This is a genomic window from Pseudomonas sp. C2.3V, assembly GCF_058536325.1.
Map to the genome: position 1 here is coordinate 3,254,968 of NZ_JBZUBN010000001.1, position 12,630 is coordinate 3,267,597.

A 12,630-nucleotide genomic window follows, 5' to 3' on the forward strand; every position below is an offset into this window, starting at 1 on the left:
GAAACAGCCTATGTGTTCGTACTTCTATCACATACCCAAATTTTTAAAGAACAGTCTGAAAACAAAGTTCAGAAGTCAATGCTCCAACCCAACCCTTAGGGGGGGGTAAGCACTCAGTTCTGAGCTTTAACGCGGTGTTAGATGGTGGAGCCAAGGAGGATCGAACTCCTGACCTCCTGCGTGCAAAGCAGGCGCTCTCCCAGCTGAGCTATGGCCCCATCGATTGGTGGGTCTGGGCAGATTCGAACTGCCGACCTCACCCTTATCAGGGGTGCGCTCTAACCAACTGAGCTACAGACCCAATCGTCTAACGCTTGAGTCTTGACTCATCTCGCGTCTTTATTTCAGTGAATCAAGCAATTCGTGTGGGAGCTTATGCCAAAGCTGGGATCTATCGATTAAGGAGGTGATCCAGCCGCAGGTTCCCCTACGGCTACCTTGTTACGACTTCACCCCAGTCATGAATCACACCGTGGTAACCGTCCTCCCGAAGGTTAGACTAGCTACTTCTGGTGCAACCCACTCCCATGGTGTGACGGGCGGTGTGTACAAGGCCCGGGAACGTATTCACCGTGACGTTCTGATTCACGATTACTAGCGATTCCGACTTCACGCAGTCGAGTTGCAGACTGCGATCCGGACTACGATCGGTTTTATGGGATTAGCTCCACCTCGCGGTTTGGCAACCCTTTGTACCGACCATTGTAGCACGTGTGTAGCCCAGGCCGTAAGGGCCATGATGACTTGACGTCATCCCCACCTTCCTCCGGTTTGTCACCGGCAGTCTCCTTAGAGTGCCCACCATGATGTGCTGGTAACTAAGGACAAGGGTTGCGCTCGTTACGGGACTTAACCCAACATCTCACGACACGAGCTGACGACAGCCATGCAGCACCTGTGTCAGAGTTCCCGAAGGCACCAATCCATCTCTGGAAAGTTCTCTGCATGTCAAGGCCTGGTAAGGTTCTTCGCGTTGCTTCGAATTAAACCACATGCTCCACCGCTTGTGCGGGCCCCCGTCAATTCATTTGAGTTTTAACCTTGCGGCCGTACTCCCCAGGCGGTCAACTTATTGCGTTAGCTGCGCCACTAAAGTCTCAAGGACCCCAACGGCTAGTTGACATCGTTTACGGCGTGGACTACCAGGGTATCTAATCCTGTTTGCTCCCCACGCTTTCGCACCTCAGTGTCAGTATCAGTCCAGGTGGTCGCCTTCGCCACTGGTGTTCCTTCCTATATCTACGCATTTCACCGCTACACAGGAAATTCCACCACCCTCTACCGTACTCTAGCCAGGCAGTTTTGGATGCAGTTCCCAGGTTGAGCCCGGGGATTTCACATTCAACTTACCAAGCCACCTACGCGCGCTTTACGCCCAGTAATTCCGATTAACGCTTGCACCCTCTGTATTACCGCGGCTGCTGGCACAGAGTTAGCCGGTGCTTATTCTGCTGGTAACGTCAAAATTGCAACGTATTAGGTTACAACCCTTCCTCCCAGCTTAAAGTGCTTTACGACCCGAGGGCCTTCTTCACACACGCGGCATGGCTGGATCAGGCTTTCGCCCATTGTCCAATATTCCCCACTGCTGCCTCCCGTAGGAGTCTGGACCGTGTCTCAGTTCCAGTGTGACTGATCATCCTCTCAGACCAGTTACGGATCGTCGCCTTGGTGAGCCGTTACCCCACCAACTAGCTAATCCGACCTAGGCTCATCTGATAGCGTGAGGTCCGAAGATCCCCCACTTTCTCCCGTAGGACGTATGCGGTATTAGCGTTCCTTTCGAAACGTTGTCCCCCACTACCAGGCAGATTCCTAGGCATTACTCACCCGTCCGCCGCTGAATCAGAGAGCAAGCTCTCTTCATCCGCTCGACTTGCATGTGTTAGGCCTGCCGCCAGCGTTCAATCTGAGCCATGATCAAACTCTTCAGTTCAAACATATTTGGGTTTTGAGAAAACCCTAAACTTGGCTCAGCAATCGCAAATAAACTCTCGAATTCACGAGTGTTACTTGTCTTGCTGATAATCTTGTCGATCCATCAGTCTTACAGCACAAGCACCCACACGAATTGCTTGATTCAACTTGTTAAAGAGCGGTTGGTTAAGACCTTGTCTCAACCGAGGCGCGCATTCTACGCTAACCTCTTGTCCTGTCAAGCATTTTGTTCAACCGGTCTAACCCGCTGAACCGCTTGCCGGACCTGCCGGATCAGGAAACCTGTTCTGGCAGCGGGATGCGTATTCTACACAAGCCCAGGGGCTTGTCAACTACCGCTTCCCTCTTTCCGCTTCTGCCAGACCGGAGGTCTGACCCTGACTAAACAGCTAAGCCATTGATCTACAAGGCTTTTTGCCGTTCCGTTGCAGCGGAAGTGGGGCGCATTATAGGCCCCTCCGCTCACAGGTCAAGCTTTATTTGAAATATATCTGTAATCAACCTTTATCGATCTTGATAGAGATCGACAGGCGCCAGGAAGTAGCCCTGCTCACTTTGGACGACGCGGTATTGCTTTATCTCTCCGGGTGCAAGCAACAATGACTGACTCTTTATAGAAGCCATTGGAGCAGAGCAATAGCCAGCACCCAGCGAACGCAGCGTAACAGTGGTTTCGCCCGGCGGCAGGTTAAAGGATACGCTTTCGCCTGCCATCAAACGGGCAGCCAGCTCATTCTTAAGGTAAATGCCGACATCACAGGCAGATGTAGTGGCTGTATCCCCTCGCGTAATCATCAAGACTGAAGGAGAGCCGCCTGCAGCGCCCGGGCTATTAATGGTCTGGGCACAGATAAAGCTAGCGTGAAACGCCAGAATGCCTGCTAACAGCTTTAGGGGATGCCGCATGTTGGTTTCTCCTGCTCACCTGTGGTGATGATTTTCTGCTCTGCTCAAGCGTGGAACAGAGCCTTTCCTTTATATCGACAAAGCGCCCGAATTCTTATTACACGGTGCTCATTTTTTTGCACGGCGAAAAGCCTACCTGTCGGCCTTACCTACCGCTTACCTGATTGACTCAAAAAGCCCTTTCGCTTGGCTTAGACCTCTGTAGAATGCCGCCGCCCAAACCTTGGCTCTGTTCTTGCTAGACGGGGAAAAGCCTGACCGAGCGGACAGGTTTGGAGCGTTTATTACTAAAAACGACTTTTCTCTAGGAGCAGACAATGAGCCGCGCCCTTTCTTCCGTTGTATTAGCCAGCGGCCTGTTGTTAACAGGAAATGCTATGGCTGATGGCATGTTACATTGGCAGGACAATAGCCTTACCTACCTATATGGGCAAAATTACAAGGTTGATCCTGATACCCAACAAACGATCACCTTTGAACATGCCAGTGACTGGTCATGGGGCGATATCTGGTTTTTTGTCGATAACAGTTGGTACAACGGTGTCGGGCGCTCCAACGCCAATGGCCATCACAGTTACTATGGCGAATTCAGCCCTCGCTTCTCGCTGGGTAAGCTGACGGGTACCAAATTAGAGCTTGGCCCGATCACTGATGTGCTGCTGGCCACTACCTATGAGTTTGGTGAAGGTGATGTCGATAGCTACCTGATCGGCCCTGGTTTCGATCTGAAGGTGCCCGGCTTCAATTTCTTTACTCTGAACTTCTACTATCGCAAGCCTGAAGGTAGCCGGGTTCGCTCAGGCGCCTGGCAGGTTACGCCCGCATGGTCCATTACTTTGCCGGCGGGGACTTCAGATATCCTGTTTGACGGCTATATCGACTGGGTCGTTAATAATAGAAACGATAACAAAACTCCTAGTCGCAGCTATCACGCCAATTTCCACTTCAACCCACAGATCAAATATGACCTTGGCAAGGCGATGGGCTACGAAGCCAAGCATATGTATGTAGGGGTGGAGTACGATTACTGGTCTGACAAATACGGCATCAAAGACAGCCACGCTTTTCGCACGGACCAAAATACTTTTAGCGTGATAGCCAAATATCATTTCTAAGAGCTTAGGCGCAGTGCCTATTTGATGCGCTGCGCCTGCTTATGCTACTCATTTTATCAAGCGCCGCTCTCGAAACGCGGCACTCCTGAGGCCCTGACTGGCTTCATGAATACCATTGCCCAGCGGGTCAGCTTGCCCAAGGCCAACGTACATTACTGTTTCAATAACACGTTAGGCTTCATATGGCTCTGCTGGCCAATATCCTTGAGCTCTGGCAGTACATTTAACACGCTTGCGTTTAAAGAGCATCCTGCCGAAGCATTGGCTCGCTACATTCAAGCCAAAACGACGCTTTCTCGGCGTATCTTCTAGCCTCGTGTATTTTTGCCGTGGAAATTGTTGGTGACGGTACTTACCTGTATGAATATTTCGATCAGGACTACCGGTACTGGTTTAGGCAGCGGGCAGCTGTCTTTGAAGCATGGATCAAACACGGCAAAATGGATCCCGTTGACCCTGTACATCTTATTTTCGTGTTACGGGGCAGCACTTAGCACTATGCTGACTTTTCCAGCCGACTCTGCCATGTGACAGGACGCAACCAATTGACTGACCAGGATTTCGAGGCAGCGCCCCATACGTTGACTCATATCATATTCAAGGGCTGTAGCCTTCAGCTGCCGGCTCGCATATGAGCGAAACACTATTAGTTGAAGCGGTCTTTCAGGAAGAGATCCGCAAGAGTCGCTTTCAGGCTTTTGCTGCGCCTATTTCAAGTGCTGCCGATGCGCAGACTTTTATTGACCGGGTCAGCGACCCTGGCGCTACTCACAATTGTTGGGCCTGGAAGCTTGGCCAACAATATCGCTTCAACGACGACGGCGAGCCTGGCGGGACTGCCGGCCGCCCCATCCTAACGGCCATCGAAGGGCAGAACTGTGACCGTGTGGTTGTAGTGGTAACACGCTGGTTCGGTGGCATAAAGCTGGGAACAGGTGGATTGGTGCGTGCATATGGAGGCTGTGCTGCCAAATGCCTTCAACAGGCTGAGCGTGTGGAGTTGGTATCTCGAGTTCTGGTGGTCTGCCACTGCACTTATTCTGAGCTTCCCCTGCTCGAATCCAGACTACATGAGTTTGATGCTCTTCTAGACGACAAAGCATTCGGTGCCTCGGGTGTCGATATTCGCCTGGCTTTGCCGGAAGAGCGTCTTTCTCCTCTAGAGCGCTTTCTGGCAGATGTTAGCCGGGGCCGCATAGCGTTGCACCGCATCCAGGAATAAGACTACCCAAGCGAAGCGTATAGCTTCGCTCTTCACCGCTTCGAACGGCACAAGAATTGCTGCCTTATGGTGCGCAGGAGAGAGACCCTGCTCTGCAAGCGTGCAATTAAGGCTTGCGGGCTCGTCTTCTCTGCCATTTAACATCTGCACCTAACATCAAAGCATGTAAACCACGTCAGGCAAAATGCGCCATTTCAGTGCGCCGACCTTGAATACTGACTGCTTTTGGTGCCGTTATTCATTCTTGTGTAACTGCCAATCATGAACGAACTGCAAAGCGCCGTAAGCATACTAATCCACGGATCCAACACATTATTCATTCTGGTAGGCGCTGTCATGGTTCTGGCCATGCATGCTGGTTTTGCCTTTTTGGAAGTAGGCACGGTTCGCCAGAAAAACCAGGTAAATGCGCTATCAAAAATACTGGCTGACTTCGCCATTTCTACCCTAGCTTATTTTTTTATCGGGTATTGGATTGCCTATGGCGTCAACTTCTTTGGCCCGGCTGAAGCGCTAATGGCCGATAACGGCTACGCCTTGGTGAAGTTTTTCTTTCTGCTGACATTTGCAGCCGCTATTCCGGCGATTATTTCTGGCGGTATTGCTGAGCGGGCACGGTTTGCACCACAGCTCTGCGCAACGGCTCTAATCGTGGCTTTTATCTATCCGTTTTTTGAGGGAATCGTCTGGAATAACAACCACGGCGTACAAGCGTGGCTTGAAGCCTCTTTTGGCGCGAAGTTTCATGACTTTGCCGGATCGGTTGTGGTGCACGCCGTTGGGGGTTGGCTTGCATTGGGAGCCGTCCTGTTACTCGGCCGCCGTAACGGTCGTTATCGCGATGGGCGGCTGGTGGCGTTCCCTCCCTCCAATATTCCTTTCCTCGCACTTGGCTCATGGATTCTGATTATTGGCTGGTTTGGCTTTAATGTCATGAGCGCTCAGACACTGGACGGCGTGAGCGGTCTGGTTGCCGTAAATTCGTTGATGGCCATGGTAGGCGGTGTCGTGGCGTCGCTTATTTTTGGCCGAAACGATCCGGGCTTTCTACATAACGGCCCACTGGTTGGACTGGTCGCGGTTTGTGCCGGTTCGGATTTAATGCATCCTATTGGTGCATTGGCAACAGGCCTGGTTGCTGGGGGGCTCTTCGTATGGGCATTCACTGCCACCCAAGTGAAATGGAAAATCGATGACGTTCTGGGTGTCTGGCCTTTGCACGGCTTATGCGGCGTCTGGGGTGGTATCGCATGTGGCATCTTCGGGCAACCCATGCTGGAAGGCCGTGGAGGCGTAAGCCTTGTCAGCCAGCTGATTGGCACATGTATGGGCGTAGCGATTGCACTGGCAGGCGGACTAATCGTTTATGGCGTCATCAAGAAAGTGCTTGGTCTGCGTCTGACGCAAGAGGAGGAGTATTACGGAGCGGACTTATCCATCCACAGGATTTCTGCTACCAATCCAGAATAAGTGCTTGATTTCAAAGCGTGTATAGGATTAGCAGGCGCGTTGAGAGGCTCGACTTGCTCACACTTAACGTGGATGGGGCTGTGGATAAGCCAAGGATACATGTGCCAAACGCATATGTTGCGCGGCCCAGGGAAAATTGATCACTTTTTGATCACTCCATGACGGATTGCTCTTTTATCTTGCTCCCCTATAGATTTTCAGCCCTACCCTAGTGCTAATGGCCTACAGGCCTTCCCTTGCCTAGCCGTTTATTAGGAGTCTAGTAATCCCAATTGTTACTAAGAATATGGAAGGTCGAAAATAAGGTGCACTGAATTTTCAAGTTGCCACTTTCTGAACAATGCATGGAGCGGGCAAGCATTACCAAGCCCGCCCTCAGGATCAAAGACCTATGATTGTCAGCATAATAAAGGTCAGGAACAGTACAAAGTGAGTCATGCCTTCAATTGCATTGGTCTCACCGTCATTGAGATTGATGGCAGCAATGATGAGGGTGACACCCATCATGACCGTCTGCACTGGGGTCATAGCCATTTGCATAGGCTGCCCGGTATAAAGTGCAATGGCCTCAACAACCGGCACCGTTAGAATAACGGTGGAAAGCGATGCTCCCAACGCGATGTTGATAACAGACTGCATGCGGTTGGCCATAGCTGCACGCAAAGCAGTAAGAATCTCTGGACTAGCCGAGATAACAGCAACCACCAAGGCAGACACCATAGGCGGAACCGGCAGCCCTTCAAGACCAGCGTCCAGTGATTTTGACATGACTTCGGCCAATGCGCCTGTCACTACCACGCCTACAATCAGCAGACCAACCGATAACCCTGTATTCGCTGGCGCTTCGTGCTCTACGACAGTTGAGTCACCAGCAGGCTTCTTTTTCTTCTTTTCTGGATAGTTGTAGCTGAAGAAGTAACTATGGGGACCAGTCTGCATCCGCAGAAACAGGGCATACATTAAGACCATTACAATAATGGTAAAGCCGGAGTAGACATGCCAGCGCTCGACCGGGATGAATTCCGGCACCAGCATGGAGATACTCACTGCAGTCAGGATCATTACCCCATAACTACGGCTGGAATCATCATTGTAGCGCTGCTCGCCATGCTTGAGCCCTCCAAGAAGAGCGGCCAAGCCGATCAGTCCATTGATATCGAGAATAACAGCTGCGTAGATCGTGTCTCGCGCCAGGGTGGGCGAATGATCGTGCCCCATCATAATGGCTAGGATGATCACTTCTACCAGCACCGCCGAAAGCGTCAGGATCATCGTACCGTAGGGATCACCCACTTTTTCAGCAAGCACCTCTGCATGGTGAGCAACACGCATGGCAGCGCAGATGATGGCTGCGATCAGGGCCACCGCCCCGACCAAGGCAATCGTCTGGCCGCTTCCTACCAATTGATGCTCGAAGACATAGGCCAGCACGCCGGCCGCAATGGCGATCAGCAGGAATGCTTCGCCCCTCAATGTTGAAACCATGTAAGTCGTATCCTTTGAAAGACTCGCCTCATGCGGCGAAAGGCCAGCCAATTGACGGCATAGGGTTACGACATGTTTCAGCGCGTGATTTCGCCATCGGCCTGCAAAAAATCATTGCACTCCGCTAAAACGCTCTCGTGCCCCTGGGCCTCTTCCAGAAACCAGAGGTGGTTATGAGACCGCCAGACTGCAAGGCGTCGGCCTGACACTCCGCACAGGCATTAATAGCGCTTTGCCTGCTTCAATACCCCGCTCAGGCAGTAAAGACCTGCGCAGCGCCGGTGGGCATGACATAATTCCGGGCAAATCGCTGTTAATGAGTAATCCCACCATGTACGACTGGCTCAATGCCCTCCCCAAAGCCGAACTTCATCTTCATCTGGAGGGCACGCTCGAGCCCGAGCTCATGTTCAAGCTGGCTGAGCGCCATGGCATCCAGCTGCCTTTCGAGAATGTCGAGGCGCTGCGCAAAGCCTACTCCTTCAACAACCTTCAGGAATTCCTGGACCTGTATTACCAGGGCGCGAATGTTCTGCGCACTGAAGAAGACTTTTACGACCTGACGTGGGCCTATCTGCTCAAGTGCAAAGAACAAAACGTCATTCATACCGAACCATTCTTCGACCCGCAAACACATACGGACCGTGGTATTCCGTTCGAAGTAGTCCTGCGCGGTATCCAGCAGGCGCTCAAGGATGGCGAGCAGAAGCTGGGTGTAACCAGCGGCTTGATCCTGAGCTTCCTGCGTCACCTGTCTGAAGACGAAGCCCAGAAGACATTGGATCAGGCGCTTCCCTTCCGTGACGCCTTTATTGCGGTTGGCCTGGACAGTTCCGAGATGGGTCATCCACCAAGTAAGTTCAAACGTGTTTTCGACCGCGCGCGCAGCGAAGGCTTTGTTGCTGTGGCACATGCTGGCGAGGAAGGCCCGCCCGAGTACATCTGGGAAGCTCTGGATCTGCTGAATGTGGTCCGTATCGACCATGGCGTCCGTGCAGCCGAAGATGAGCGCCTGCTGCACCGCCTGATCGACCAGCAGATTCCGCTGACGGTCTGCCCGCTGTCCAACACCAAGCTGTGCGTGTTTGATGACATGAGCCAGCACAACATTCTCAAGCTGCTCGAGCGTGGACTGAAAGTGACCGTGAACTCTGACGATCCAGCCTATTTCGGCGGCTACGTGACCGAAAACTTCATGGCACTGTACGAAAGCCTGGGCATGACTCAGGATCAGGCCAAGCGCCTGGCCCAGAACAGCCTGGACGCCCGCCTGGTCTGACAGGTACTACCGGCCGCCCTCGTGCGGCCGGTTTTCATTGTGCTATCCGTAATCGCTATCGAGAACTTCAATGCCTTTGAATGCCGCTGAAACGACCCAGTATCAACAGTTCGCCGAGCGCCTGGCCGATGCCGCCGCCGTGGCTATCAAGCCGTATTTCCGCTCGCAGCTTCAGGTGGATGACAAAGGCGGTCGCCTATTCGACCCCGTCACGCTGGCCGACAAGGCCGCCGAGCGCGCCATGCGTGAGTTGATCCTGAGCGAATTTCCGGAACACGGCATTCTGGGTGAAGAAGAAGATGCTGTTACCGGAAGCAGTTCGCTGACCTGGGTGCTAGATCCTATCGATGGCACGCGCGCCTTCATTACCGGGCTACCGCTCTGGGGTACCTTGATCGCCCTGAACGATGGCTCTCGCCCCGTCATCGGCGTAATGAATCAGCCGTTCACAGGGGAGCGCTTTGTCGGAACACCAGAAGGCGCCTGGCTCAATGGTATCCCGCTAAAGACCCGCGCCTGTGCCAGCCTCTCCAAGGCCCGTGTGATGTGTACAAGCCCCCAGATCCTTGATACACCAGAGCGTCTGGCAGCGTTTGAACGCATTGCCGAACAGGCCCAGCTGGTTCGCTTCGGTGGTGACTGTTACGCCTATTGCATGCTGGCGTCGGGCTTTGTGGATGTCATTATCGAGGCGAGTCTACAACCCTATGATGTCCAGGCGCTGATTCCGATCATCGAAGGCGCTGGCGGTGTCATGACCAGTTGGAATGGTGGCGACGCGCAGAATGGCGGTGCAATCATCGCCTGTGGTGACAAGACGCTGCATGCCGAACTCATTCAGCAGCTTGCTCCCTACGCCTAATTTCTATCTATCGGCCTTGCCAGGGGGCTTTTTCCAGAAGCTTCTGGCAATGCAGCCGGATCAGATCCCTCAATTGCGTCACGGCGCTCGATAGTTGGGCGCGGTGTGGACAGAGCAGGTTAAGCGGCGTTACTTCGCCATGCCACTCCGGTAACGCTAGCTCCAGTAGCCCCGCTTCGACATCACTCGCGACATCCAGCCACGACTTATAAACAAGCCCCTGTCCGGCCACGGCCCAGCGTCGAATGACATCGGCATCATCACTTATGCGGTCTCCCTGAACGGTGACCGTTACCTGTCGCTTGCCATCATCGAATACCCATCGATCATGAGCTCTGGAGCCACGCATATAGCAGAGGCAATTATGCTGACGCAGTTCATCCGGCTGCTGAGGATGGCCTCGTCGTTGAAAGTATGCAGGCGACGCACACAATACACGTCGATTGAGCGGAGCGAGGGGCAAGGCCACCAGGGAAGAATCTTCAGGTGCGCCATACCGGATGGCAATGTCCACAGACTCACGAAACAAATCATTCAGGTGATCGGACAGGAGCAATCGAAAGCTTACCTCAGGATACAGCGCCTGAAATTCGTCCAGCCATTCTAGTAGATGATTGCGACCCAGATCCGAAGGTGCCGACAGATGCAGCACACCCCTGATCCCAGCCTTGCCGCTTTCCAGCAGGCGCTGCCCTTCCTCAAGGCTCTGCAAGGCTTGTCGGGCGTGCTCTAGATACATCTGCCCTTCAGAGGTTAGCCGAAGGCTTCGGGTCGAGCGCGCCAGCAGCCTGGTATCAAGCGCATCCTCTAGACGCTTCAGCGCCGCGCTCGCTACCGCTGCCGATAGACCTAATTCTCGCGCAGCGGCGGAAAGACTGGCGCATTCCACAGTCCTAACAAACAGTTGCAAGTCAGCCAGACGGATCATTTTCAAAATTTTATTGAAAGAGCCTTGCTTTATAACGGCTTTTATCATCCAGCGAAAGAGAACACCATTACTGCATTTCACAGGAGAAATACGATGACTACTCCCCTGACACTGGTTGCTACCCTGGTTGCCAAAGAGGGTTCCGAAGCTGAACTGGAACAAGCCCTACGTGGCCTACAGCCGCAGAGCCGTGCAGAAGATGCCTGTATCCAATATGACTTCCATCGCGATGCCGAGCAGCCACGCACGTTTCACATGATCGAACAATGGCGTGACGAAGCATCCCTGGCCCAGCACGAGGCAACACCACACTTCCAGGCCGCATTACCGGTTATCGAGCGTACCGCTGAGAAATTCAGTGTGACCAAGATGTACCGTATTTCCTGAGGAAAACAGCATGAAAGTCGTTGCACATTACAAGTGCCTGCCTGTCGACAACCCGGATAGTCTGCAGGACATTGAACTTCCCGAGCCAACCCCAGGCCCGCGTGATCTGCTGGTTGAAGTCAAAGCTGTCTCGGTGAACCCGGTAGACACCAAGGTTCGCCAGGGTTACGTACCCCATGCCGATGAATCGCAACCGCGTATTCTGGGCTGGGACGCGACCGCCATCGTCAAATCGGTAGGCCGCGATGTCACCTTGTTCAAGCCGGGCGATAAGGTTTGGTATGCCGGATCACTGATACGTCCGGGCAGCAATAGCGAGTTTCAGCTGGTTGACGAGCGCATCGTAGGCCGCATGCCTGAATCGCTGGCTTTTGCTCAGGCGGCTGCGCTGCCGTTGACATCCATTACCGCATGGGAACTACTGTTTGATCGCCTGGGTGTCACACGTGACAAGGCCGATCGTGGCGAAACCCTGCTGATCGTAGGCGCTGCAGGCGGCGTGGGCTCGATCATGACGCAACTGGCTCGCCAGTTGACCGGGCTAACAGTCATCGGTACGGCTTCTCGTCCTGAAACGCAGGCCTGGGTAACCGAACTCGGTGCGCATCATGTGATCGATCACAGCAAACCGCTCAGCGAGGAGCTCAAGCGCATCGGCATTCCGCAGGTTACCTATGTCGCGAGCCTGACCCAAACCGATCGTCATTATGAGCAGATCATCGAGTCTCTGATGCCTCAGGGCAAACTCGGTCTGATCGACGATCCTGAGTCGCTGGACGCCGTACCGCTCAAGCGCAAGAGCCTATCGCTGCACTGGGAACTGATGTATACCCGCTCGCTGTACGAGACGCCGGACATGCAGGAGCAGCATAACCTGCTCAACGAGGTGGCTCAGCTGATCGATAGCGGTGTACTGCGCACTACGTTCGGTGAGCATTACGGAAAGATCAACGCCGAGAACCTGCGTCGCGCCCATGCTCTGCTGGAAAGCGGCAAGGCCAAGGGCAAGATCGTATTGGAAGGCTTCTGATCGCCAGC

10 protein-coding genes, 2 tRNA genes, 1 rRNA gene and 1 pseudogene are annotated in these 12,630 nt (G+C 53.4%); 8 read left to right on the top strand and 6 right to left on the bottom strand.

Features of this window, described 5'->3' with window-relative positions; translation table 11 throughout:
* Window positions 1–142 precede the first annotated feature (142 nt).
* The 4 genes from AC4LF3_RS15570 to AC4LF3_RS15585 form a co-directional block, all read right to left on the bottom strand.
* Window positions 143–218 (bottom strand) — tRNA-Ala (locus AC4LF3_RS15570).
* A 6-nt stretch (window positions 219–224) separates the two neighbouring features.
* Window positions 225–301, bottom strand: a tRNA-Ile gene (locus AC4LF3_RS15575).
* A gap of 98 nt (window positions 302–399) precedes the next feature.
* Window positions 400–1,936, bottom strand: a 16S ribosomal RNA gene (locus AC4LF3_RS15580).
* A gap of 506 nt (window positions 1,937–2,442) precedes the next feature.
* Window positions 2,443–2,844, bottom strand: coding sequence for a hypothetical protein (locus AC4LF3_RS15585; RefSeq protein ID WP_074822575.1), 402 nt, complete (start codon window positions 2,842–2,844; stop codon window positions 2,443–2,445).
* 317 nt (window positions 2,845–3,161) lie between these two features.
* On the opposite strand from AC4LF3_RS15585, the gene AC4LF3_RS15590 reads away from it, so the two are divergent.
* From AC4LF3_RS15590 to AC4LF3_RS15605, 4 genes and pseudogenes are all read left to right on the top strand, one after another.
* Window positions 3,162–3,959 carry an outer membrane protein OmpK gene (locus AC4LF3_RS15590; RefSeq protein ID WP_074822572.1) on the top strand — a complete coding sequence of 266 codons (798 nt, stop codon included), beginning with the start codon at window positions 3,162–3,164 and terminating at the stop codon, window positions 3,957–3,959.
* Window positions 3,960–4,064: 105 nt separating this feature from the next.
* A pseudogene (locus AC4LF3_RS15595) lies at window positions 4,065–4,594 on the top strand (TetR family transcriptional regulator C-terminal domain-containing protein); the annotation flags it as partial.
* Window positions 4,591–5,181 (top strand): IMPACT family protein, encoded by a 591-nt coding sequence (locus AC4LF3_RS15600; RefSeq protein ID WP_407362220.1) that lies wholly within the window; start codon window positions 4,591–4,593, stop codon window positions 5,179–5,181. The pseudogene AC4LF3_RS15595 and the gene AC4LF3_RS15600, both read left to right, overlap by 4 nt.
* A 261-nt stretch (window positions 5,182–5,442) precedes the next feature.
* Entirely contained in the window at window positions 5,443–6,651 is a 1,209-nt protein-coding gene (locus AC4LF3_RS15605) for an ammonium transporter (RefSeq protein WP_491835713.1), read from the top strand.
* 381 nt (window positions 6,652–7,032) lie between these two features.
* On the opposite strand, the gene AC4LF3_RS15610 is transcribed toward AC4LF3_RS15605, so the two are convergent.
* Window positions 7,033–8,136, bottom strand: a complete 1,104-nt coding sequence (locus AC4LF3_RS15610; protein ID WP_010795504.1) for a calcium:cation antiporter — start codon at window positions 8,134–8,136, stop codon at window positions 7,033–7,035.
* Window positions 8,137–8,467: 331 nt separating this feature from the next.
* Between AC4LF3_RS15610 and AC4LF3_RS15615 the strand changes: the two genes are divergently transcribed.
* Window positions 8,468–9,415, top strand: a complete 948-nt coding sequence (locus AC4LF3_RS15615) for an adenosine deaminase (RefSeq protein ID WP_074822673.1) — start codon at window positions 8,468–8,470, stop codon at window positions 9,413–9,415.
* A 70-nt stretch (window positions 9,416–9,485) separates the two neighbouring features.
* Window positions 9,486–10,277 (top strand): histidinol-phosphatase, encoded by a 792-nt coding sequence (gene hisN, locus AC4LF3_RS15620; protein ID WP_404627266.1) that lies wholly within the window; start codon window positions 9,486–9,488, stop codon window positions 10,275–10,277.
* Window positions 10,278–10,284: 7 nt separating this feature from the next.
* On the opposite strand, the gene AC4LF3_RS15625 is transcribed toward hisN, so the two are convergent.
* Window positions 10,285–11,205, bottom strand: coding sequence for a LysR family transcriptional regulator (locus tag AC4LF3_RS15625; protein WP_037029754.1), 921 nt, complete (start codon window positions 11,203–11,205; stop codon window positions 10,285–10,287).
* 93 nt (window positions 11,206–11,298) lie between these two features.
* Here AC4LF3_RS15625 and AC4LF3_RS15630 point away from each other — a divergent pair, with 93 nt between their 5' ends.
* A complete protein-coding gene (locus tag AC4LF3_RS15630) occupies window positions 11,299–11,592 on the top strand; it encodes a putative quinol monooxygenase (RefSeq protein ID WP_010795508.1) in 294 nt (97 codons plus the stop codon).
* 10 nt (window positions 11,593–11,602) lie between these two features.
* Window positions 11,603–12,622: a zinc-binding alcohol dehydrogenase family protein gene (locus AC4LF3_RS15635; RefSeq protein ID WP_312509552.1), complete on the top strand. Its 1,020-nt coding sequence runs from the start codon at window positions 11,603–11,605 to the stop codon at window positions 12,620–12,622.
* Window positions 12,623–12,630 lie beyond the last annotated feature (8 nt).